This is a genomic window from Pseudoalteromonas sp. Angola-7 (genome assembly GCF_028599255.1).
GTDB classification, from domain to species: domain Bacteria; phylum Pseudomonadota; class Gammaproteobacteria; order Enterobacterales; family Alteromonadaceae; genus Pseudoalteromonas; species Pseudoalteromonas atlantica.
In genome coordinates this window covers 52,955-74,867 of record NZ_JAQREL010000019.1, presented here as the reverse complement: position 1 = coordinate 74,867, position 21,913 = coordinate 52,955, and the positions used below count along the sequence as shown (strand labels likewise).

At 40.0% G+C, this 21,913-nt stretch carries 22 protein-coding genes; 17 read left to right on the top strand and 5 right to left on the bottom strand.

Translation table 11 applies throughout. The features are described from left to right. The first annotated feature begins 6 nt into the window (after nucleotides 1–6). From PSH50_RS19360 to PSH50_RS19315, 10 genes are all read left to right on the top strand, one after another. A complete protein-coding gene (locus PSH50_RS19360) occupies nucleotides 7–1,296 on the top strand; it encodes a M20 family metallopeptidase (RefSeq protein WP_273587936.1) in 1,290 nt (429 codons plus the stop codon). Nucleotides 1,297–1,399: 103 nt separating this feature from the next. Then, entirely contained in the window at nucleotides 1,400–2,023 is a 624-nt protein-coding gene (locus PSH50_RS19355; RefSeq protein WP_273587935.1) for a TetR/AcrR family transcriptional regulator, read from the top strand. Between the two features lie 285 nt (nucleotides 2,024–2,308). Continuing rightward, complete coding sequence (locus PSH50_RS19350; RefSeq protein WP_004588484.1) at nucleotides 2,309–2,722, top strand: GFA family protein; 414 nt, start codon at nucleotides 2,309–2,311, stop codon at nucleotides 2,720–2,722. A gap of 371 nt (nucleotides 2,723–3,093) precedes the next feature. Next, on the top strand, nucleotides 3,094–3,246 hold the full coding sequence (locus PSH50_RS19345; protein ID WP_024031649.1) for a hypothetical protein: 153 nt from the start codon (nucleotides 3,094–3,096) through the stop codon (nucleotides 3,244–3,246). An 85-nt stretch (nucleotides 3,247–3,331) separates the two neighbouring features. After that, nucleotides 3,332–3,916, top strand: coding sequence for a glycosyltransferase (locus PSH50_RS19340; protein ID WP_273587934.1), 585 nt, complete (start codon nucleotides 3,332–3,334; stop codon nucleotides 3,914–3,916). Continuing rightward, entirely contained in the window at nucleotides 3,913–4,932 is a 1,020-nt protein-coding gene (locus PSH50_RS19335) for a glycosyltransferase (RefSeq protein WP_273587933.1), read from the top strand. Before PSH50_RS19340 ends, PSH50_RS19335 begins: the two co-directional genes overlap by 4 nt. Then, a complete protein-coding gene (locus PSH50_RS19330; RefSeq protein ID WP_182673301.1) occupies nucleotides 4,929–5,963 on the top strand; it encodes a glycosyltransferase in 1,035 nt (344 codons plus the stop codon). Before PSH50_RS19335 ends, PSH50_RS19330 begins: the two co-directional genes overlap by 4 nt. Further along, nucleotides 5,947–7,005 (top strand): glycosyltransferase, encoded by a 1,059-nt coding sequence (locus PSH50_RS19325; protein WP_273587930.1) that lies wholly within the window; start codon nucleotides 5,947–5,949, stop codon nucleotides 7,003–7,005. The genes PSH50_RS19330 and PSH50_RS19325 overlap by 17 nt, the downstream gene beginning before the upstream one ends. Further along, complete coding sequence (locus tag PSH50_RS19320) at nucleotides 6,995–7,837, top strand: glycosyltransferase family 2 protein (RefSeq protein WP_273587929.1); 843 nt, start codon at nucleotides 6,995–6,997, stop codon at nucleotides 7,835–7,837. The genes PSH50_RS19325 and PSH50_RS19320 overlap by 11 nt, the downstream gene beginning before the upstream one ends. A gap of 189 nt (nucleotides 7,838–8,026) precedes the next feature. After that, the gene (locus PSH50_RS19315) at nucleotides 8,027–8,170 is read left to right on the top strand and encodes a hypothetical protein (protein WP_273587928.1); all 144 of its coding nucleotides are present in this window, start codon (nucleotides 8,027–8,029) and stop codon (nucleotides 8,168–8,170) included. Here the strand turns inward: PSH50_RS19315 and PSH50_RS19310 are convergent. Next, a complete protein-coding gene (locus PSH50_RS19310) occupies nucleotides 8,167–9,369 on the bottom strand; it encodes an MFS transporter (protein WP_031289394.1) in 1,203 nt (400 codons plus the stop codon). The genes PSH50_RS19315 and PSH50_RS19310 overlap by 4 nt on opposite strands. A gap of 101 nt (nucleotides 9,370–9,470) precedes the next feature. Here PSH50_RS19310 and PSH50_RS19305 point away from each other — a divergent pair, with 101 nt between their 5' ends. Then, nucleotides 9,471–10,253: a helix-turn-helix domain-containing protein gene (locus tag PSH50_RS19305; RefSeq protein WP_273587927.1), complete on the top strand. Its 783-nt coding sequence runs from the start codon at nucleotides 9,471–9,473 to the stop codon at nucleotides 10,251–10,253. Nucleotides 10,254–10,268: 15 nt separating this feature from the next. Here the strand turns inward: PSH50_RS19305 and PSH50_RS19300 are convergent, their stop codons facing one another. The 3 genes from PSH50_RS19300 to PSH50_RS19290 form a co-directional block, all read right to left on the bottom strand. Beyond that, complete coding sequence (locus PSH50_RS19300; protein ID WP_273587926.1) at nucleotides 10,269–12,329, bottom strand: TonB-dependent receptor; 2,061 nt, start codon at nucleotides 12,327–12,329, stop codon at nucleotides 10,269–10,271. A 74-nt stretch (nucleotides 12,330–12,403) separates the two neighbouring features. Next, complete coding sequence (locus PSH50_RS19295) at nucleotides 12,404–13,060, bottom strand: YoaK family protein (RefSeq protein WP_273587925.1); 657 nt, start codon at nucleotides 13,058–13,060, stop codon at nucleotides 12,404–12,406. Between the two features lie 11 nt (nucleotides 13,061–13,071). Further along, nucleotides 13,072–13,764, bottom strand: a complete 693-nt coding sequence (locus tag PSH50_RS19290; protein WP_273587924.1) for an ABC transporter substrate-binding protein — start codon at nucleotides 13,762–13,764, stop codon at nucleotides 13,072–13,074. 118 nt (nucleotides 13,765–13,882) lie between these two features. Here PSH50_RS19290 and PSH50_RS19285 point away from each other — a divergent pair, with 118 nt between their 5' ends. From PSH50_RS19285 to PSH50_RS19260, 6 genes are all read left to right on the top strand, one after another. Continuing rightward, complete coding sequence (locus PSH50_RS19285) at nucleotides 13,883–14,131, top strand: TIGR03643 family protein (RefSeq protein WP_004588496.1); 249 nt, start codon at nucleotides 13,883–13,885, stop codon at nucleotides 14,129–14,131. A gap of 76 nt (nucleotides 14,132–14,207) precedes the next feature. Next, on the top strand, nucleotides 14,208–14,570 hold the full coding sequence (locus PSH50_RS19280; protein WP_024031662.1) for a hypothetical protein: 363 nt from the start codon (nucleotides 14,208–14,210) through the stop codon (nucleotides 14,568–14,570). Nucleotides 14,571–14,593: 23 nt separating this feature from the next. Next, the gene (locus tag PSH50_RS19275; protein WP_054983512.1) at nucleotides 14,594–15,673 is read left to right on the top strand and encodes an endonuclease/exonuclease/phosphatase family protein; all 1,080 of its coding nucleotides are present in this window, start codon (nucleotides 14,594–14,596) and stop codon (nucleotides 15,671–15,673) included. Nucleotides 15,674–16,165: 492 nt separating this feature from the next. Then, nucleotides 16,166–17,437 (top strand): hypothetical protein, encoded by a 1,272-nt coding sequence (locus tag PSH50_RS19270; protein WP_138577599.1) that lies wholly within the window; start codon nucleotides 16,166–16,168, stop codon nucleotides 17,435–17,437. A 2-nt stretch (nucleotides 17,438–17,439) separates the two neighbouring features. Next, complete coding sequence (locus PSH50_RS19265) at nucleotides 17,440–17,961, top strand: hypothetical protein (RefSeq protein ID WP_138577597.1); 522 nt, start codon at nucleotides 17,440–17,442, stop codon at nucleotides 17,959–17,961. Next, complete coding sequence (locus tag PSH50_RS19260) at nucleotides 17,949–19,904, top strand: hypothetical protein (protein ID WP_273587923.1); 1,956 nt, start codon at nucleotides 17,949–17,951, stop codon at nucleotides 19,902–19,904. The genes PSH50_RS19265 and PSH50_RS19260 overlap by 13 nt, the downstream gene beginning before the upstream one ends. Before the next feature lie 612 nt (nucleotides 19,905–20,516). On the opposite strand, the gene PSH50_RS19255 is transcribed toward PSH50_RS19260, so the two are convergent. Then, on the bottom strand, nucleotides 20,517–21,893 hold the full coding sequence (locus tag PSH50_RS19255) for an NAD-dependent succinate-semialdehyde dehydrogenase (RefSeq protein ID WP_004588502.1): 1,377 nt from the start codon (nucleotides 21,891–21,893) through the stop codon (nucleotides 20,517–20,519). Nucleotides 21,894–21,913: the final 20 nt, after the last annotated feature.

The window sequence follows — 21,913 nt, the reverse complement described above, 5'->3', positions numbered from 1 at the left end:
AACAGGATGAAAAAATCATTACTCTCAGTGGCATTAGGTTTTGCTGCACTTGGTGCGTTTAACGCGCAGGCAAACCTTGAACAGCACGTTAAAAATGTAGAGCAGCAGGTAATTGAGTGGCGACGCGACTTTCACCAAAACCCTGAGCTTGGTAATCGCGAAACGCGTACCGCAGGCATTGTGGCTAAACATTTAAAGTCGTTAGGTATGCAAGTACAAACCGATATTGCTTACACAGGTGTTGTTGGTATTTTAAAAGGCGCAAAGCCTGGCCCTACAGTAATGCTACGCGCCGATATGGATGCGCTACCGGTAACAGAAAAAACAGATGTGCCATTTAAATCAACCAAAACCACAAATTTCCGTGGCGTTGATGTAGGCATAATGCACGCTTGTGGCCACGACACGCACGTAGCTATGCTAATGGGCGCAGCCGAAGTATTAGCAAATATGAAAGATGAATTGCATGGCAACATCATGTTTGTGTTTCAGCCTGCTGAAGAGGGCGCACCTTTAGGCGAAGAGGGCGGTGCAGAGCTAATGCTTAAAGAAGGTATATTTAAAAAATACAAACCTGACGTAGCATTTGGTCTACATATTACATCGAGCCTACACACGGGTAAAATTGGCTATCGAAGTGGGCCGTTTATGGCCAGTGCTGATCGCTTTGAAATAACCGTACACGGTCGCCAAGCACATGGCTCAGCACCATGGACAGGCGTTGACCCTATTGCTGCCGCTGCGCAAATTGTAACGGGCGTTAACCATATTGTTAGCCGCCAAGTGAATATAACCAAAGAGCCTGCTATTGTGTCGTTTGGTAAAATAGCGGGTGGTGTGCGTAATAATATAATTCCTGAAGAAGTTGAAATGGTTGGCACTATTCGTAATTTTGATATGGATAATCGCGCGCAAATCTTTGAAAATATTAAAACAACCGCTACACATATTGCTAAATCATCGGGGGCTACGGCCGATGTGCATATTCATGAAGGTTACCCAGTAACGGTTAATAACCCTGAACTTACTGCGCAAATGTTACCTAGCCTTGAAAAAGCAGCCGGTAAACAAAACGTGCAAGAAATGGGTAAAATAACCGGCGCAGAAGACTTTTCGTTTTATGCCCTAGAAATACCTAGTGTATTTGTATTTTTAGGTGGTACGCCTGACGACCAAGACTTAAAGACGGTAGCAAGTAACCACTCACCTTATTTTTATGCCGATGAGTCATCGTTTAAAGTGGGTACCAAAGCGCTTAGCCAATTAGCGGTAGATTATTTAAATAGCCAAAAATAACGACATAACTACCCAGCGAGTAATGTAATTGTTGGCTGGGTATTGTTGTTTATATTAACAAGCTGCACAGTACGTGCGCTTACAACTCAACATGTTTGAATTTATGTCTGAACACCCTTTTTTGGCGCCTAAGCAACAACGCAGCCAACAAACCCAAGAAAAACTAGTAAAAGCGCTGCATCACAGTTTAAAAAGTAAGTTTTTTGAGCACATAAGTATAAAAGAGCTGGCCGATTACGCCGAGGTGTCGGTAGGTACGTTTTACCGTCGCTTTAAAAATAAAGAGTCGCTGCTGCCTATGCTGTATCAAGACTTTGGTATTGCATTAGATAACTGGGTAAGTGAGCTTGAGGCGCAGCACTATAAAAACTTAGACGATGTAGTTAACACTTTATGCCATAAAACCTATGTGTTTTTATCATCACAGCAGGGGGTATTTAGAACCCTGCATTTAAATTCGCGTTTACACAGTGAGTTATTAGGCAGTGATAAACACATAAACAGGCGAGTAATTTATCAGCGGTTAGCGCAACTAATTAGCCAAACAGATACCAAAGTGAGCGAAACGGCGGCAGGTACGGCAGTATTTTTAATTGTCAGCTCATTGCTTGATAAAGTGCTGTATCACGATTTAACCCCTGCGATTGCGTGTGATTTATCGGCGCAGCAATACGCGCAAGAGCTGCCTAAAATTATTTTAGCTTATTTAGGGCGTGTTGATCTTTGATGGTTGAATTTGCAGCAGTATGTTTGGTTTTTAGGCAAGGCAGAGCCTATGAAGTGTGGTTATTCCCCATAAATAGGCGATAACGCTGCATAAATGCCAAACATGCGCTGCCCTGCGGGTTCTGCCTAGGGGCGATAAACTCTTTGTTGCTCGGTTTTTACTTAGCCCACTAGGTTACAAACCTCGCGCCGCGATTTTAATCGCCCCTAGATTGAACAAATTTCAATCCGCAAAGGTCAACACGCCCTAGGTTAAACACCTTTAAACATGCTCAAGGAGAGTAAAATGAAAATTACTGGAAGCTGCTATTGTGGTGAAATTAAATACCAAGCTCAGTCGCAAAATAATAACGTACTTGTATGTCATTGTAGCGATTGCCAACGCATGTCGAGTGGGCCATTTAGAGCGGTAATTATGGCTGAGCCAAACTCGGTGGTATTTACTAAAGGCGAGCCAAAAGAGTATGTTAAAACAGCACAAAGCGGTAATAAACGCGCACAAGGTTTTTGTGGTACGTGCGGCACTACACTTTACGCAACCAACGAAGCAAAAGCCGATAGAGTGTACGGCCTGCGCATAGGGGCCGTTGATCAGCGTGATGAATTTACACCAGCTGCGCAAATTTGGTCGCAATCAACGCTTACATGGCTAAACGATTTACACCAAGTGCCGGCTTTTGAAACTACGCCTCAATCATAAGCGCAATGGGCGCTGAGTAAATAAAACGCCTTATTAGCCATGCCTTGCTAGTGGGAGAGTCCCACTAGCAGCTATTTAAATTACCCTTCCTTTTGTATTCTTTTTTATATTTAAATCTGTTTATTGTTGCTTTAGAGCGTTTTTTTAACGCGAGTGATTAAGTATTTATAAGCTAAAGCGCTTTGTGAATTATTTTCATATTTTATTGAAATATATGCCTATGCTCCCCTTTATAAAAACACATTTCCACTTTTTTAAAATATAAGTTTTTGATATTTATAAATATATGTTTGATTTTTAGCTGTACCTATTTGGCTTGTTATTTGCTGATAAATTCTTATGGACTGCATATTTATTATGAGGTGAAACAAATGAGAATTTTATCTACAAGCGAAGTTGGGGCTGAATTAGAAGCGGCCAAATCACGTTTAAAAAAACTACCACACTGGAAACTCTCTGAAAAATTAGCCTTAGAGCTGCGCTTAAAGCAATTAAGTGCTTATTTTAACGATTACAAAAGTTAGCGCTTAATTTATTAGCGTAATAGATACGGAAATTAATGCCCTTGTTTAAAGCGGTTTTAAATAAAAATGTGGCTAAGGAAGAATAATGAAAAGCAAAAGATACTGTAAAACTGCCATTGTGTTAGTAACTTACCACTGCAATGAAGGTGTTATAGATCGGGTTAAAGAAATACAAAAATACGCCAGTAACTGCATCATAACCATTGTTGATAATTCAACGCAAAAGTACAAACAAAGGTATAACTTACGCCTAAGGTTAAAGGCGATTGACCCAAACATCATTTATATTGATCACCAGCTAAACTGTCGGTTTACGGCTTATAACGTGGGGCTGCAAGCTACGTTGAGTGACTTTGTGGTTTTTCGTACAGATGATGACGTATTTGATGAAAAGCACACTTTTAAACTAATAAACGAAGGCTTTGAAGAGGACTTTGTTTTTACTCCTTACTACTTTGATAACACAAAGAAAGTAGATCGCACTTATCAAAGACCGCTGGAAAGCATAATATTTAAAAAAGATTCTTTATTAGAGTTTTTACCCTTTGAAACAGCGCCAAGCAGTGATTGGCAGTTAATGAAAAAAATGTTTACTGCAAAAAGCAAAAAGGAAGCGCCATGGGTTCTTTTGTATAAAAAGCCGCACGGACGCGAGGAGCTTGCAGTATGAAATTTGCGATTATAGCTCACCCTCGATTTCCTATTAAATCGCCCTATGCTGGTGGGCTAGAAGCCTTTACTGGTGCACTGGTTGAATACTACCAATCAGTGTATGAGGTTACTTTGTATGCTCACCCAGACAGCGAGGTTAACTGTAATTTAAAATCGTTTCAAATAGATAACAGCCAATATCAACAATACCCCGATATAGTTGAAAACGATTTTATGCTCAAGGTAATGGCCGATATAACTAAAGAGCAGTTTGACGTAGTACATAATAACTCTCTTAATCCCATCCCCATATTGTGGGCCAGTAAACATAACATTCCCATGTTAACCACATTGCATACGCCGCCTTATTCAAAACTTAAAGCGGTTGTGGGGCTGGCTTCTTACTCGCCGTTTATACACTTCACCGCAGTGTCGCATTCTTTAGCTGAGGCGTGGAAGCCCTTTATAAACGACAAAGTAGAAGTTACTTACAATGGTATAGACCTTAAACGTTGGCAGGTAACAAAGAACCCTCAAGATTATGTGTTTACTTATGGCCGAATATTACCGAGTAAGGGCATTGATATAGCAATATCTACAGCGCAACAAATGGGTATTGCTATTAAATTTGCCGGCCCCATCGCAGATAAACACTATATGGATGATGTAGTACGGCCTTTGCTAAGGCCCTGCGATAGCTATTTAGGGCATCTTGATCACCACAGTATTAAACTCCAATTGGCAAATGCCAAAGCTGCTGTATTTGGCACCCGCTGGGATGAGCCATTTGGGCTTTCTACTTTAGAAGCTATGGCAACAGGTACGCCAGTGGTGTCGTTTAATCGCGGTGCGTTTGCTGAAATAGTCAGTGAAGGGGCAGGCGTACTTGCTAAAGGCAATAACGTAAACAGTTTAGCCGCCGCGCTTGAAGCTTCTTTTTCGTTAAATAAAAATGATGTAATTAAAAGCGCGCGTAATTTCCCTATAGCTAAAATGTGCAGCGAATACAGCAATATATTAGGGAGAATCGCATGAGAATACTAATGGTCGCAAGCCCTATAGTTTCTTTGCGACAACCTTTTAAGGGGGGTACAGAGGCCTTTGTTGCTAATTTAGCTAACGCACTTTGTAAAAAAGGGCACACTGTTGATGTGTTGTGTAAAGACGCTGATGAAGAAAACGAGTTTAACATTTTACAGTTAGATGAATCTCCCCTGCGCATGAAAGACAACATAACCACAGAAGAAGAAGGCCAAAAACTGTATCAGGCCGCCCAGTTTGCGCTAATCGATAATTCGTATTACGACGTTGTGCATTACCACAGTTACTACCATGCACTCTATGATGTGGCATTACTTCATAATATAAAAAGCGTAATTACTTTACATGCCCCAGTATCACCAAAGTTAGGTTTAATACATAAGTTGCATAAAGCGCGTAGCGATCACCGCTATATTGCTGTATCTAACAGGTTATGCAAAGAGTGGGAGGCTCACCTAGGTAGTGCCATTAAAGTGATTTCAAATGGCGTTACTCTACCCAAAAGTGAGTGTGTGCAAAAAATTAATAAAACCCACGATTTATTTTGGATGGGACGTATTAACGCCGAAAAAGACCTAGTATCGGCGATTAAAATAGCGCAAAAATTACAGCGCAAATTATGCATAGCTGGCCCCGTTGAGGATAGGGAATACTTTAATGCTCACGTCGAGCCGCTACTTACAGACTCCATTTATTATATTGGGCATTTAAAACACGATGAATTGTTTACACAGCTTGCTAAATCTTGTTTGTTTTTAGCTACCTCTAAGTGGAACGAACCTTTTGGCCTAACCACCATAGAAGCGCTTGCTCACGGTATACCTGTTGTAGGCTTTAAAACAGCCATACCAGAGGAACTACGATTTTCTAACGTGTGTACTGCACTAAACAATGTGGATGAAGCTGTATCTGCCATTAAAAAGCTAGGCAAAGTATCGCCGCAAGCGTGCCAATCTTTTGCTAAAAACTTCGACTTTAACGTGACTGTTTCAAATTATGAGGCCGAATATGCAGCACTTATATGAGCCAAATTTACCGACTGTATTTTTTTATGTTCACCATCATGGCGCGGGCCACATTACACGTGCTGAGTTACTTATTACTAAGTTACAAAATAGCTATAACGTAGTGGTGCTTTATGGTGATTTAAACGTAAAAATTGCTTTGAATAAAGTGTGTAAGCGGAGCATTTTTGAAAAGCTACCTTCTAAATGGGCAGGCCAAAGCGCTGTACAAAGAAGCTATAACACTGCATTTGAAGGAGTAGAATATAGCGAAGCGCCACTTGAACGCTCCATAACCTTTAACCTATTGGCGCAGCAATACAAACCGGTACTATTTATCAGTGATGTATCGGCCGAACTTACTATTATGGCCAGAAGCATTGGTTTACCTGTTTTAATGCAGCGCCATTCGGGTGATATTAGTGGCGATCCCACGCAAGTGTTTGCTTACGAATGCGCGACTAAACTATATGCCCCGTACCCAAAGCAGCTAGAAACACCTCACTACAGCTATTTTAATAAAACTCATTATTTAGGATTTATATCAAAATACACAGGTTGTGAAAGCGCCACCAATACAGATTTTGGCAGTTGTATTACTTTGCTAATGACCGATGCCCGAAGCGCGGCATTAATTGCCCGTACACTGATTAAGTACACCGAACACGTTGAGGTTATTGGTTGCCAAGGTGAAGCCATTGAAGGAGTAACCTACAAAGGCAAAGTGAGCAATATAGATCAAGCGATTTCAGCAAATGTGGTTGTAACAAGTGGTGGCAATAACGCAGTATCACAGTTGTTATCACTGGGGAAAAAGCTGATTGTTATACCCGAAAACAGACCCTACCAAGAGCAAGATGAAAAAGCGCGCATGTTAGCTAAAAATAACCTCGCAGTGCATTTGCCTTTTTCAGCGTTTTTACAGCACAACAATGCCCAAATAGAGGCTGCGTTGGTTAATGTAAGAAAAACCCAAACAAGTAAAACACAAATAATAAATGCTACAGAACAGTTTACCAGCGAGTTTGTAGAATTAGTTAAGGAGGTTGCAATTGAGTCATAATTTTTCAATCGTTACTATTGTTAAAGGCCGCCACCAGCAGCTTGCTAACCTTATCCACAGTATAGAAAATAGCACGCTTCGCCCATCTGATATGGTGGTGGTGTGGATGGATGAAAAAAACAGCCATAATGTTACCCCAAACACGTCTTTTGTGACCAAAAATGTGTACATACAAGAAAACGGCTTACCCCTTGCTAAAGCGCGCAACACGGGGGTTAAAAATGCGCAGCAAAACGACGTTATATTTATAGACGTAGATTGCATTTGCTCCCCAACACTTTTTGAAAGTTTACTTGCTAAACTAACCCACGGATTAGTGGTCAGTGCTAAAGCAAAGTATTTACCGTATGTGCCCAAAAGCGGTAACTATGAATTATTAGTGGAGGAAGCTGTTGATCACCCTAAACGCAAAAACTTACCTATAAACGAAGAGGTAGACTTTTTAACTTTTTGGTCTTTAATTTTTGTGATTAACAAACGTGACTTTAATAAAGTTAATGGTTTTGATGAGCAGTTTATTGGTTACGGCGCAGAAGACACCGACTTTGCAATGCAGTGCAAAGTAAGCAATATAAAGCTTAATTACATTGATGACTGGGTATTGCACCAGTACCACGATAAGTTTACGCCACCTTTAAATTACGCCGAAGATATTTGTAATAACGCCAACACCTTTGCAAAAAAATGGCAGTTTTTACCTATGTTTGGTTGGCTAAAAAAAATGGCCGTTATGGATATAGTTAAAATTGACGAAAAGAACCACAGCGTTAAATTTTTAAAAAAACCGACCACCAATGAAATAGAAGCATGTCGCTCTACCTCGCCGTATTAAATGAGGTGTGCTAAATGCTAAACAGCACAAAATGATAAGCAAAGATTATTAATTGAAATTTTTTAACCAAATGACTGTCTATTTATAAGACAGTCATTTGGAGAAAAATATGTGTAGTTCACCGAAAAGTAGCGAGCAGTTAAAAAGTCAGCTATTAACTTTAATGACGAACTAACTCAAGAGCAGCGTTTGCGTTTTGCTGCAAAAGCTAATTTAGCACAGCTGCGCCGCGAGCAACGTCAAGCCGCTAATAAGCGCTTTGAGCAAAAGCATCGCCCCGCAAAAAAGCCAGCAACGGGTTTGTTTTCATGGTTACAGCAGCTAGTAAGTTAACTATTATTAAGCGTGGTGTTTTTGCCGCTAAACCATCCACATGTAGCACATAACACACCTGCACCTGCACATAACCAAAGCGGCGCACTCCAGCTGCCGGTACTTGTATGTAGCGCCCCAGCTACCATAGGGCCAATAGCCGCCAACAAATAGCCAATACTTTGTGACATACCCGAAAGCGAAGCCGCTTGCGTGGAGTTATCGGTACGTAAGCTAATAAACGACAGCCCTAAAATAAAACACGCCCCCGAGCTAAAGCCAAGTAGTAGCGTCCACACTAATGCAAAGCTTGGCATATAAAGTAGTCCTAGCGCACAGCACGCACTCAGTGATGCAAGTATAAAGCTAAGCGCACTTTGATCTTTTAATTTTCCTAGCAAAGGTATAAGCACAAGCCCAGGTATGGCGGTCGCAATTTGAAAAGCACCATGATACGCGCCTGCTTGCGTTGCGCTTTGGCCCGCTTCGGTGAGTATGCTAGGCAGCCAAGTAATAATGATGTAATTTAAAAATGAATTTAGCCCCAGTAACAAGGTAATTTGCCAAGCAAGTAGGTAGCGCCATACGCTTTTATTAAGTGTTGAGGCCTGTGCTGTTTGTGCCGGTTTTGTGTGTTTATTTAATTGCGCCATCCACACAATTAAAGTGGTAATTGTAATGAGTGCACTAGCCCCTAATGCAAACTGCCAACCTAACCCTTCATATTGGCTAAGCGGATAAACTAATGCTGAAAAGCCACCCGAGGCAATGCCCATAGTGAGTACATAAGCAGAGGTCATTACCGCTACTTTTGCCGCAAAGTCGCGTTTTATTATACTTGGTAGCAATACGTTAGCTATGGCAATACCTGCACCTATTATGGCTGTGCCTACAAAGAGCATAATGGATGAATTAACCACCCGTGCGGCAATGCCCAGTAATATTAAAAATACAGCAAAAAACAATGTGCGCTCAAGCCCTTGGCGTTTAGCGAGGCTTGCAGCCATAGGCGATATAATGGCAAAGGCAATTAGCGGTAACGTGGTAATAAAGCCTGCTTGCGAAGCGGTTAAATTAAAATGCGCAATTATTTGTTCAAGAACAGGGGCAACCCCTGTAAAAGGCGCACGTAAATTGGCAGCAATAAGTAAAATACCTATTACAAGCAATACGCTTGAAAAGCGCGACATACCAGCATTACTGTGAGGTGTGTGAGTCATTATTACAAAATAAGTTAGCTAATTATTGGCGCTAGTATAAACAAATCAGCAGTATTATAATTTAGCTATACTGACATTAAATAACTAAAAACTGACAAAATATGTTTGAGCCTAAAGGGTGGGGATACCTACAAAACTACGAGCACATGGCACAGCCTATAATTGCCAAAGTAGATACCGCACAAGGCAGCAAAGAATACCCGTTACATACTCACCCTAAGGGGCAGCTAATTTTAGCGCTTGATGGTTATGTTACCTGCGAAGCGGCTAACAAAATGTGGATGGTGCCAACGCACAGTGCTATTTGGGTACCTGCAAATACCTTACACAGCAATCGCGCATCTGATAACGCCAAATTATGTTTTGTATTTATTGATGCTAATAAGCACGGCATGCCACAGCATACCTGTACATTAGCAATAACAGGGTTGGTAAAAAGTTTAATGCTAAAACTAGCAAGCGAACACCAAGCCTATAATGAAGGCTCTAAAACAGCACGTTTAGCTCAGGTACTGTTTGATTTATTAATTGAAATGCCCGCCCAGCCGCTCGACTTTGTGTTATCTAAGCATGCGGTTATTCAAGCAATGGGGCAGCAGTTACTCGCACAGCCAAATAATCGTAAAACCCTTGCACAATGGGCACACGACTTTGCTTTAACCGAGCGGACGTTGGCACGGCTTATAAAAAAGCAAACCGGTATGACCTTTGGTAAGTGGAGAATGCAATTACATATAATTACAGCGCTGCAGGCACTATCAGATGGACAAAGTGTACAGCAAGTGTCGGCATTATTGGGGTACGAATCGGTGAGTGCGTTTATAACTATGTTTAAAAAGGTAATGGGAAAATCGCCCACTAAATATATGGGCGATTTAAATTAACCTTTATACATGGTTTTACCACGTGTACGTAGCTGAAAGCATGGCGTTACGCGGTTTACCAGGGAAGTACCTATCGCCAGTAAAGCTGGTGTAATCAGCACGCTCTGCATAAGCTTCGTCGGTAAGGTTAATTATACGTGCAAGCACTTCTAAATTATTGGTAACTTGCCACTTTGCACGCAAGCTTAAAATATCATGCCCCTCGTAGCTATGTAGGTTTTCTGGGTCGGTATAGTAACTACTTACGCTATGCCATTGCAGTGCAAGCGCTAGGTTATTAAAGGCTTGCCAGGTTAAATCAAGGTTAGCCACATTGCGAGGCGCGGTGTCTACGTTGTTACCGTTTATATTTAGCCCATTAATTAACTGATTATTGGTATACGTGTGCTTTGCATGCGTACCTGCAAATTGTAAGTTAAGCGTTTTGCTTAATGCATAATCTACTTCAAGCTCAATACCTCTGTGACGTGAACTGCCATCATTAACGTTAAAGAAGTCGCTATCGCGATAAATAGTATTGTGTTTGCTCATAGCATACACAGCCAATGCGTAACTTATATTGCTGTAATATCCTTTTAAACCAAGCTCGGCATTATTGGCTATTTCGGGGTTTAAATCGGCGGTGGTTTGCTCGCGTTGTAATTGGTAAAGCTCTGCCGCTTGCGGCGCTCGGTAGCCACGCGAAAAGTTAGCGTATAGCGTATTATTTTTGTTGGCCTTGTAGCTCACGCCAAATTTAGGTGAGGTATTGCTAAAGCTATTTTTACCACTGGCTGGGCGGCTATAACGGCAACCGCCAAAACCACATTCTGTGCCGTCTTCTGTTGTGCGCCCTGTGAGCATATTATTAGTGTAATCGTACTGCATATGCTCATACCTGAGGCCGGCGCTAATAAACCATTTATTTAATTGCCACTCAACTGATGCAAACGGCGCATACAGGGTTGCGTTTACATCGTAATCGTAGTGTTTGCCTTGCGGTACTGTGGCTACTAAAAATGCAGAGCCTTGAGTTGGCTCGTTTTGGCTTTGAGTAAAGTCGCTGCGAGTATATTCGCCATCAAGCCCTAGGTTTACTTTTACATTACTTTGCAAGTTATGTTGATAAAGCGATTGCACACCTATGCCTGTTTGACTGTTAGTTTCAAGCGGGGTGCCAGGTAAAAAGTGCTTAAAAAAGTCCATGCTTTGGTCGCGCACATACGGCGTAATAGAAAGCACATTGCCGTTTTTTAATTGCCACTGGGCGTTGCTCCACGCTCTAAATGAGCGGGCTTTTCTAAATGCATCGGGGTCAAAGTTTTGCTGTGCTATGTCTTCGTTTTTATAGCTTTCAAAACCCGTAATAAAGCCCGCAGTGTGCTGATCTAAATTTGTGTATGTAAGACCAGAGGTAAGCAATAGGTTTGAGCGCTCAAAACGATGACGAATATTTATTTTTTGCTGTTTAACGCTTTCATCATCGCGGTAACCGGTATCGTCGGTAACACTGGCGTTTATGCCAATACCACTGTTGCCGAAGTCTTGCCCAGCGCGAAACTTATAACGGGCATACCCATATGAGCCATAATCAAGCCCGACTAATCCACCGCCTTGGGTTGTATCAGGGGTTATTACGTTAATTACACCGTGTACGGAGTTTGAGCCATACAGTGCAGAGCCCGGCCCTTTTAATACTTCAATACGCTGCGCCATTTCGCTATGCGCTTCAAAAAGCTCGTTAATATTACAAAAGCCTGCAGCACGCAGTGGAATGCCATCTTCAAGGGTTAGTATGCCGCCACAGGCTGCCGCGCCCGAGAGCACCGGCGAGCGAAGTGCCGGTAGGTATTCTTGCCCATTTCCGCGCTGTACGTTAGCACCTGCAATACGTTGTAACGACTCTTCAACATGAGTAGGCGCAATGCTATTTAACTGCGCCTCAGATAAGGTGCTAATAGTAAGTGGATAGGGGGTAGCCAGTGCTTCTGTACGTGATGCGGTGGTTGTTATGGTTTCTATTGCATCATCGTTTTTATTATCAGCAAGTGCAACGTGGCTGAGTGGTAATAACAGCGGCAAAATATAAGGTTTCATACATTCCTTTAAGGTGAGTAACGCTTTATTAACGCCATGGTAAGGTGTTTTAAACAGTTTTTAAACCGCTTGCGTTAAAGTGCGCGTATTCTATATACCCGATAAGTTAGCGATAATATAAAGCAAGCCGCAGCGGGCACGGTTAAAGCAAGTAGGCCTAAGTGTTCATAAAGCATAAACCCGCACACTCCACCTAGTAAAAAGCCGGCAATAATAAGTATAAATATTACGCCTTTGCGGGTATCAAAGGGTTCACCTTTTAGCGCTTTGCCTATCATTAAACCTAGGTCGGTAAAAATACCGGTTAAATGAGTGGTGCGCACTACTGCACCGCTGTAGTTAGTGGCAAGGGCGTTTTGTAAACCACAGGCAGCAGAGGCAAGCGTAATGCCATAAACATGGGCGCGGCTGAGTAAATAGGCGCTTAAAAGCAGCAATAGGCCTTCAATAAATAATAGGGTGTCGTAATGGCGCCCCAGCTTTAACGAGCCGCCGGTAAGTAAAAAACCAGAAAGGGCAGAGCCAAGCATAAAGCTCAGCACTACAGCCAATAGCAATAGTGCGCTAGAGATGTTACTCATTAATGTAATGCCAAGTAGCGTTACACTGCCCGAAAGGTGCGAAATAGCCTGATGCTCAAACCCTAATAACCCTACAGCATTCACAATGCCAGCAATAAAAGCGAGCGCAAACGCGCCGTACTCAACCCATTTTGGTAATTTAGTTAACATTGCCTACCTTATTAATGCACACCGAATTGCGCTTTATAGCGTTTTATTTGCTCATCAACGAGTGCGGTGTCGACCACGCCGTGCTTAAAAGCAATATAAACAGGTAGGGCGTAGCCTTCAAGCTGCTTAGCATATATGTTTTTATAGCCTTTTGAGTACCATAAACCGGCTTGATAATTAGTTATTGCGTAGTCAACACGCTGTTTATCAAGCAAATCAAACGTGGCTTTAGTGGAGAGTGAATGCATAAAGTTGCTTTGTTTAATATTGTATTCTTTTGCCAGTACATTGGGTAATTTAACGCCTCTTAGCATAGCAATGCGTGAATTTGATAAGTCATTATTAAGGTTTGCTTTTTCTGTGCTAAATAAACCAAATTGGGTGGTGTGTAGCGGCTCAGTGGTAAATTCTAAATATTGCGCACGCTCGGTATTATTTGCCAGCGCAAAGTAACAATCGTAGTAACCTAACTTCATTTCTTTTTTAATACGAGCCCACGGTAAATGCACCACCTCAATGTTTAAATTTAAATTACGCTCTATAAAAGCTAAATAGTCTATGTCTATGCCCGTAAAGGTATGTGTTTCATCGTCATAAATTGTAAAAGGCGGGTAATGGGTAGTTGCACAGCGCAATGTTTTATTAGGCGCTGCTAATAAAAGCGAAGAAAAACTAAAAGCTAAAAGCAGCAGTAATGTGCGCATAAATGTAAATCCGATTTTTTCTTATGTTAGTGTGTTTATTATACAGCGATATTCGGTTTTGAGGTGATGATCTATGTATTTTTTCTTCTCGTATAAGTTTAAATTTTAAGAGATAACCATGTTTAACGCAGAGCAGCAATCGCGAATTATAGAAATGGCGTGGGAAGACAGAACCCCCTTTGAGGCTATAGAGCAGTTATACGGGCTTAATTATTCACAGCTGGTATTGTTTATGCGAGAGCACATTTCAAAGGGGAGTTTTAAAGTGTGGCGTAAACGCCACGCAGGGCGTAAAACCAAGCATTTAAAACTGCGAGACCCAGCCATAATGCGCAGCCATTGCAAAACACAGTACAAGCCAAGATAAATAGCTGCTTGCAGTTTCATATGATGTTCAGGCGTGTTTGATAATCTTTAGCTATTAATATTATTAGAGATTATTTATGAAAGCGTTTTTATATACGGTTTTTTTAGCGGGTGCCTTGGTTAGCGTTAATGCACAGGCAAAGCCCGACAAAGACAATCACGGCCATAAAAATGGCCACCATAAACATCAGCAGCACAACTATAAAAGCAGTAAGAAACTATCTAAAAAGCAGCAAAAAAAGTTAGTGCGTGCTGGGTGGACGCCACCAGGGTTAAGTAAGCGTTACCATAGAGGCGATTACCTAGACCGCAACGTATATAAACAAGGCCGCGTTATTGAACGATCTAGAGATAATGGTACAGTAAGTATAAAAATAGACAGTACAGTTATACACATGGTGCACGATACCCGAGAAATACTTTCAATTTTAACTCGTTAAGTACAATTTATAAGGATATTTCAATGCTCATTGCACTGGCTATAATCATTGGCTTTTTTTTATTAGTGACCTTGTTACCTATGTCGTACAGTCAGCACTACTTAGTGCGCAGCTGCGACTTTGTTCGACTACAGGTATTTTATATAGCCAGCGCTGTTGCAATTATATCGTTTTATTTACTGTGGCAAAGCGGCAATAGCGGGTATTTGTATACTGCTTTAACCGCATTACTAACCATGGCATTACAAGGTAAGTGGATATTTCCTTACACTTGGCTTGCTAAAAAAGAAGTTAAAACGGCCTCCGTGAGCGAAGATCACAGTGTAAGAATCATGTCGGCTAATGTGCTTATGTCAAACCACAATAGTGAGCAACTAATCTCACTGGTTGATAAACACCAGCCCGACTTATTAATTACCCTTGAAAGCGACAGCTGGTGGGAAAATAAATTAGCTGTTCTTAAAAAAAACTACCCCTATTATATTGAATGCCCTAAAGACAACCGCTACGGCATGCATTTATACAGTAAATTTAAAATTCTTGATGCGCAAATATGTGAGCTCATTGAAGATGATATTCCTTCAATTCATATTCTGTTCGAAAACAATGAAGGCCTTGAAATGCAAGGGCACTTTATACACCCCGCGCCACCAAGCCCCACTGAAGAAGACTCATCGCGCCCACGTGACTCAGAGCTAATAATGGTCGCTAAAGCACTTAAAAAGCCAACACGCCCGACCATTGTAGCCGGTGACTTAAACGATGTGGCATGGTCGCGCAGCACCCGTTTATTTATGCAAATAAGTGGTTTTTTAGACCCACGTAAAGGCCGTGGCTTTTATAACACCTTTCACGCAAGTTACTTTTTTATGCGTTGGCCGCTCGATCATTTATTTCACAGCCCAGGGTTTAAAGTAAAGCGCATTAAGCGCCTTGCTAAATATGGCTCTGATCATTTTGCACTACTTACCGAGCTGGTGTATGAAAACGCCAAGCAGCATTCATTAGAAGATAAACCAAAAGAGCTAAAGCAAGAAGAAATTCAAGAGCTTGCTATGAGCAAAGCCGATAAACGAAAGGTTCCAAGGTTTGAGAAGAGCTAGCTGTTAGCTTGTGTAGGTCGGATAAGCGAAGCGCCATCCGACACAGTACAATACCTTGCCAATCATAATTAATATTTTATGTGCCGAATGTCTCAGGATGTGAAGCTACCTTTCAGGTTTAACTCATTTCTGCCCCGAAACATTAAGTCTGTTGTTCAGCATTGCATGTGTTGCCTTCTCTTTCTTTGTTTTTGCAAATGGCATCACAACTGAATGGCTACGCAGAACGTGCGATTATGAAAGAAATTATGGTAATGTAATTAGGCACATGGAGCTTTGGAAACGCGCTGAATTGGAGTAGCGGTGCCGATAAGATGTTGATGCAATAAAGTAAGTTTCGAAGTTGAATTGGGTAATAACTGCGCTGTATAAAGGTACAACACAAGAACTTTTCTGTTGGTTTTTTAGGTTTAATCCTTATAATTCAATATCTAATAATAACTACAGTCTTCTTATATATGGACTACACTACTTGTGGTGGTTTGGAATAACATGCCTAAAGATACTATTTATCGCGGAGCTTCAGATAAAACCAAAGGCTTTCGACTTCAAAAGATCCGTGCAATCAAGCTGATGATTGAAGAAATCATTAAGAACGATAGGCAACTATTTTACACAGCGATTGAAATTACAGAAGATGTTGACCATACCATAGTTAATGAGTCGCATAATGAATCCAGAGTTGAAGAACTTAAAGCATACGACAATAGTGCCTTTACACTCCAAAGTGAAGCTGTTAAGAATACTTTAGTTAGCTTTTTCGATATCTACTTTAAGAACTGGCAGTCCAGTGATAACGTAAAACTAGGGTTTTATACGACAGCAACAATAGGTAAAGAAAAAAAGAAGGTCTTGTTCAACGGCACTAACTTAGCACCTCCGGCTCAACCAATTTTGAAAATTTTTAGTGACGGAGGCCCGCTAGACCAATCAACATTCGAATACTTTAAAGCTACCATTCTCGAAGAATATCGTAGTCAATACTTCAAAACTCCTAATCCAAAGTCGGCAAACTACGCTCAAGAACTGGCTAGACAACAAAATAAATTAGATAACTCCTATTTCCCTATACTCAAAAATTTAACGCTAGAAGAGGCAAATAATTTTCTCGACAAAATATATTGGCATTTCGATGATGAAGATAATGATGCTCTCAAGGCAAGTGTACTGCAACTAATCAAAACCTGCCCCTTATCAAATCTTAGTAATGAGGATAAAGAAGAGACTATTTTTTGCGAACTTATGGAACTATTAGATGAGAGGCAGAATGATAATGTGTTTTCTAATAAGTTTATCACCGGTTCTGACGTAAAAATGGTATTCAAAAACGCAGAGAGCAGTATTTCCGTTGAACTATTAGATCCTTCATGGGAGAGGTACCATGAAGAATCTCAAAGAATCACAGATAAAAGAAACCTGGGGGATAAACTCATGTCTGTCTGCCCTGATTTCTCTAAGCAACTTCACGGGATATACTCGCGAGAGGCATGCACAGTAAAAATTGATACAAACAGTGGGAAATCATTCTTAGCTCTGAAGTATAGAGTTTTCTTAGCTTGTGCAGAGTATTTAGCACTCAATGCACAGAGCACCTATACGCAAGATGAAATTATTACAGCCATAGGAAATATGCTCGAGAAGTCAACTGCTACAATCGAGGCACTAAAAAATGACTTTACTTATAGGGTGTCAAATGAGGTCATTATTAAAAGTATAATCTACGATCTGTTTGATGAGTGTTTTATTGCTCTGAACGAGGTATAACGATGTGTGATATAAAAAAAAGGCTTATGTTCAGCTCTAGTGATGATCCCTACTATATGTGCTTTTGGATATTAATAACACTAGATCGATTAGGAAAAAGAAATGGCAGCTATTTCAATGATAGTCGGAAGCTATTATTCATAATCTTGCTATTAAGTGACACTAAAACTTTTGACTCAATTATAAAATCAACAGAGTTTAATGCTTCTAAACAAGAAAAAGAAATACTATATGAATCATATAAAGATGGGGTAACTCAAATAACTAGATTTAATTCTCTTTTGATTACACTAGAAAAAAGGGGCTTAATCACGTTAAGGAAAAGTAAAAGCCTAGACACTTTAGATCTTACTTTAAACAAGGATGTAATTCCTAAAGAGTTTTTTAGTAAAAAAGAGTTTGGCAATGAATATGAAAAGATAAAAAAGTTAAAATCATCTGTTGAGCGAATAACAGCCCTTTCCTTAGATACGTTTATTGAAAGAGTTTATAAAAATAATGGTGTTAAAACATGGCATGTTTGAGAATAAATAAAATAAACTACTATGGAGACAAATATTATTTCGAATCAGAAGTATTCGATACTAATATAGTGCTCATAGAGGCTGACAATGGAACAGGAAAAACAACACTAAATAGTCTTATTTATTACTGTTTGGGAGGAAAAGTAACTCACTTTGATAGTAAGTCAGATGATCCTCACGAACAAATAGCATATGATAAAAATAATTATGCTGAATTATTTATCTCTATAAATAGTAAAAATTACTTACTACGTCGTCAAATCCAAAAAAATGAGATACTCGTAGCTGAGTACTTAGATGATGATGGTGTACCTTTTTTTAGTCCGGAAGTGGTTGCTGACACAACCCAAATATACAGAATTTTTAGAGCTCCCAATAGTAACGATAATATTTTCTCTGATTGGATACTTGATGAGCTGGGCATCGACGTTGTTAGCTTAGGCCAAGGTAATAGTACTTTTAAATTCAATTTTTCTGATTTACTAAGGCTGATTTATCACAATCAGTTACCTGACCCAAGCGGTATCTATAAGCCTTTAGACAACAAAACGAACTTTTTTACTGATTCTGAATTGATCAGAAAGGCTATTTTTGAGCTTTTACTTGGTAATCAGTTCTCAGAGCTTTATACAGGAATAACAAAAGAGAGAGAGGCTGATAAAGAATATCAAGTTGCTAAGAATGTATCTGAAGAGTACAGAAAACTCGTAGATAATTTAAATGAGCTATCGGGAAATAATGATATTTTAAATGTAGATGCCATTAGAGGTGAACTGAATGAAAAGGAGTCTCGTTTAAGTAAACTACTCTCAAAAAGAGAGCTGATAACAAAACAATCGTTACCTGAACCCTTACAGACTACTCAAATCGATATATTAAAAAATGAAATCTCGTTATTAGAGCAAGATATCATTGAAATGAAACGCTCAGAATATATTATTTTAAAAGAGATCGTTGATTTAAAAGAACTAATAAAACAAAGAGATCAAGATATAAAGAATATCGAGAAAATAATCCACACACATAATAACCTCTCTCTATTTAACTCTAAGACTTGTCCATATTGCTTAGAAGAAGTGGAAATAGATGAAAATCACTGTATTTGTGGGAATCCCGTTGATGAAATGAGGTTTGAGAGATTCACATATACATCAAATGAATATATAGATATTCTCAAATCCCGCGTTAAATCTAGAGAAACTATTGTTGTGGCTTACGAGGCATGTATTTTCGAGTTGAACGAACTAAAGCAAAAAATCAGGTGCTTCGCAGAAAAAGCGCATGGAATGAAAAACCTCCTTAATGAAAAAATAGAATCTTCAGGGCAGATTTCGCCCTCATCAAATCTAGAAGAAGTAGATTCTTTCATTTTTGAGTTGAAAGATGATATTTCAAAACTAAACCAAAGACTTACTATGGAGGAGAAACTCCTAGAGCTTATCAAAAAATCTGACGAACTTAAGGTGAGATTTGACAACGCTGCATCTCATAGAAAGCTACACGAATCAAAAGCTGAGCTTGATATGCAAGAGAAACTAAAACAGTTTAACAGTTTATACAACGAGCTCATGACTGAATCTTTGGACGAGTGTAGAACAGCAAAAATTAGCTCGGAAAACTATATGCCAATCATTAATGGGGGGACTTACAAGGAGGCTAGTTCAAAAGTCTCTATAAGATTAATGTACTATTTAACTTTTTTAAAAATGTCATTGAGTGACCCTTCAATAACATTCCCTAGATTCTTACTCGTTGACACACCGGAGACAGCCGGAATCGAAGAAGATAACCTCTTGGCATGTTTAGAAAAATTCAAAGGACTAAAGGGTTCGTATCAGATAATACTATCAACAGGTCTAGGAAAATATCCGAAGGAATTCCTAAAATATAGAAAGCTCTATCTACCAGATAAGAAAGCAAAGCTGCTTAAACTACGTGGATAGTTCAAATCAAACCACAATGACAGCCAAAAAACTGGAAGATGGTAATAAAAAACCTTGATTATGTGAGTGCTATCCGCAGTGAAATATATCTAGAGAAGTATTCCTTTTTCTTTATATTAATTAATCTGTACTAATGCCCAAACTATTTCAAGGAGCACGTTTCAGCTAGAATGACTTGGCTGGTGGCAAGCCACTACTTTGAGTGCATAGTCTCTGTGCGTTAAAAAGCAGTAGTGCTACCGGTCAAACGATGGTATTTTTTATTTAGGGTAGTAAATGTAATCTTACAGATAGAAATCGTCTTAAGTTTGTAACAATGGTCTGTCCAAAAACGAGTTTACTGACCGTTTGCTCACCACTCTTACCTGCCTAGCTAAGCCAGGTTGTTTAAATTCTATGCTCAGTATTAGTCAATTGACAGCTTTGTTTTTAATTTCTCTCACAGTGTTTACGGTTTTAAATACACTTGTTGTATAGATCTATTCGTGCGTAAAACCATGCAGATTCGTCCATAAAAAAGCCTAAAAGTGATTGCTCACCTTTAGGCTTAATAATATTTTTTAAAACACGTATAAATATTCTTTAAATACGTGTATCTCAGGTGTAGCTAAATTAGCTATTAATCATAATACATTTGATATTCACAAATTCGCGCATACCAAAGCCGCCGTGCTCTCGGCCGTAACCACTTTCTTTAACACCACCAAACGGTAGGTTGGGTTGGGCAAGGCCGTAACCGTTAATATTGATCATACCGGTATCAAAGTGCTTTTTAGCCAGTTCAATGGCTTTTTTCTCATCTTTAGAGAAAATACCACCGCCTAAACCATAGCGAGAGTCGTTGGCGATACGCATTGCATCGTCGTTGTCTTTTGCTTTAATGAGCGAGGCTACAGGGCCAAATAACTCGTCATCGTATGCTGGCATGCCCGGCGATAAATTATCAAGAATAGTCGGTGGGTAGTAGTAACCTGTTTGCGATGGTACTTCACCGCCTGTTACAACATTTGCACCTGCTTCAACAGATTGCATTACTTGGTCGTGAATTTTATCACGTAAATCTTCACGTGCCATTGGGCCTAGATCGGTATCTTCGGCCATTGGGTCGCCCATTTTTAATGCTTCAAATTGCGCTTTAATTTTTTCTTTAAAGTCATCATATAGTGATTCTACAACCACAAAGCGTTTTGCCGATACACAGGTTTCGCCGTTGTTGATCATGCGCCCTGTAACACAGGTTTCAACAGCAAGGTCTAAATCTGCATCATCAAGTACTAAGTAGGCATCGTTACTGCCAAGCTCAAGCACTGTTTTTTTAACGTATTTACCTGCTTCTTCAGCTACTTTTTTACCGGTAGCGTCACTGCCTGTAAATGTTACGCCACTGATTGCTTTATGTGAAATAAGTGCGCTGGCAGTTTTGCCATCAATAAGTAAGTTGCTAAAGCAATATTCAGGGAAGCCCGCTTGTTTAAACAGGGTATCGATTTTCTCTGCCATACCAAATACATTACCGGCATGTTTAAGTACGGTGGTGTTACCGGCCATAATGTTAGCTGCACTGTAACGAATTACTTGGTAAAGCGGGAAGTTCCAAGGCTGAATACCTAATAAAACGCCCGTTGGTTGGTAGCTAACAATAGCGCGGCCGCCATCCATATCGCGCTCTTCATCGCCAAGTACTTGTGGGCCGTTTTCGGCTGTATAACGACAAATACCTGCGCAAAGTTCAATTTCTTGAAAACCTTGCTCGTACACTTTACCCATTTCTTCGGTCATTAGCTTAGCAATGGCTTCTTTTTGCTCTTCAAATAAAGAGGCTAGTTTATTTAAATACTTAGCACGCTCGGTAAATGAGGTTTGGCGCCATTTTAAATATGTTTCGTGAGATTTTTCTACTACTTGCTCAGCTTCCTCTTGAGAAAGCAGCGTGTAGGTATCAATGGTTTGTTCAGTTGCGGGGTTGATTGTTTTAACTGTGTTACTCATTTTTATCTCCTTACAAATTA

Bases quoted from the DNA above. Each gene is read 5' to 3' on its own strand.
- PSH50_RS19300 (WP_273587926.1), bottom strand. From the start codon at position 12,329: ATGAAACCTTATATTTTGCCGCTGTTATTACCACTCAGCCACGTTGCA.
- PSH50_RS19265 (WP_138577597.1), top strand. From the start codon at position 17,440: ATGTGTGATATAAAAAAAAGGCTTATGTTCAGCTCTAGTGATGATCCC.
- PSH50_RS19360 (WP_273587936.1), top strand. From the start codon at position 7: ATGAAAAAATCATTACTCTCAGTGGCATTAGGTTTTGCTGCACTTGGT.
- PSH50_RS19335 (WP_273587933.1), top strand. From the start codon at position 3,913: ATGAAATTTGCGATTATAGCTCACCCTCGATTTCCTATTAAATCGCCC.
- PSH50_RS19295 (WP_273587925.1), bottom strand. From the start codon at position 13,060: ATGTTAACTAAATTACCAAAATGGGTTGAGTACGGCGCGTTTGCGCTC.
- PSH50_RS19290 (WP_273587924.1), bottom strand. From the start codon at position 13,764: ATGCGCACATTACTGCTGCTTTTAGCTTTTAGTTTTTCTTCGCTTTTA.
- PSH50_RS19305 (WP_273587927.1), top strand. From the start codon at position 9,471: ATGTTTGAGCCTAAAGGGTGGGGATACCTACAAAACTACGAGCACATG.
- PSH50_RS19280 (WP_024031662.1), top strand. From the start codon at position 14,208: ATGAAAGCGTTTTTATATACGGTTTTTTTAGCGGGTGCCTTGGTTAGC.
- PSH50_RS19340 (WP_273587934.1), top strand. From the start codon at position 3,332: ATGAAAAGCAAAAGATACTGTAAAACTGCCATTGTGTTAGTAACTTAC.
- PSH50_RS19350 (WP_004588484.1), top strand. From the start codon at position 2,309: ATGAAAATTACTGGAAGCTGCTATTGTGGTGAAATTAAATACCAAGCT.
- PSH50_RS19255 (WP_004588502.1), bottom strand. From the start codon at position 21,893: ATGAGTAACACAGTTAAAACAATCAACCCCGCAACTGAACAAACCATT.
- PSH50_RS19345 (WP_024031649.1), top strand. From the start codon at position 3,094: ATGAGAATTTTATCTACAAGCGAAGTTGGGGCTGAATTAGAAGCGGCC.
- PSH50_RS19355 (WP_273587935.1), top strand. From the start codon at position 1,400: ATGTCTGAACACCCTTTTTTGGCGCCTAAGCAACAACGCAGCCAACAA.
- PSH50_RS19275 (WP_054983512.1), top strand. From the start codon at position 14,594: ATGCTCATTGCACTGGCTATAATCATTGGCTTTTTTTTATTAGTGACC.
- PSH50_RS19330 (WP_182673301.1), top strand. From the start codon at position 4,929: ATGAGAATACTAATGGTCGCAAGCCCTATAGTTTCTTTGCGACAACCT.
- PSH50_RS19310 (WP_031289394.1), bottom strand. From the start codon at position 9,369: ATGACTCACACACCTCACAGTAATGCTGGTATGTCGCGCTTTTCAAGC.
- PSH50_RS19260 (WP_273587923.1), top strand. From the start codon at position 17,949: ATGGCATGTTTGAGAATAAATAAAATAAACTACTATGGAGACAAATAT.
- PSH50_RS19270 (WP_138577599.1), top strand. From the start codon at position 16,166: ATGCCTAAAGATACTATTTATCGCGGAGCTTCAGATAAAACCAAAGGC.
- PSH50_RS19325 (WP_273587930.1), top strand. From the start codon at position 5,947: ATGCAGCACTTATATGAGCCAAATTTACCGACTGTATTTTTTTATGTT.
- PSH50_RS19285 (WP_004588496.1), top strand. From the start codon at position 13,883: ATGTTTAACGCAGAGCAGCAATCGCGAATTATAGAAATGGCGTGGGAA.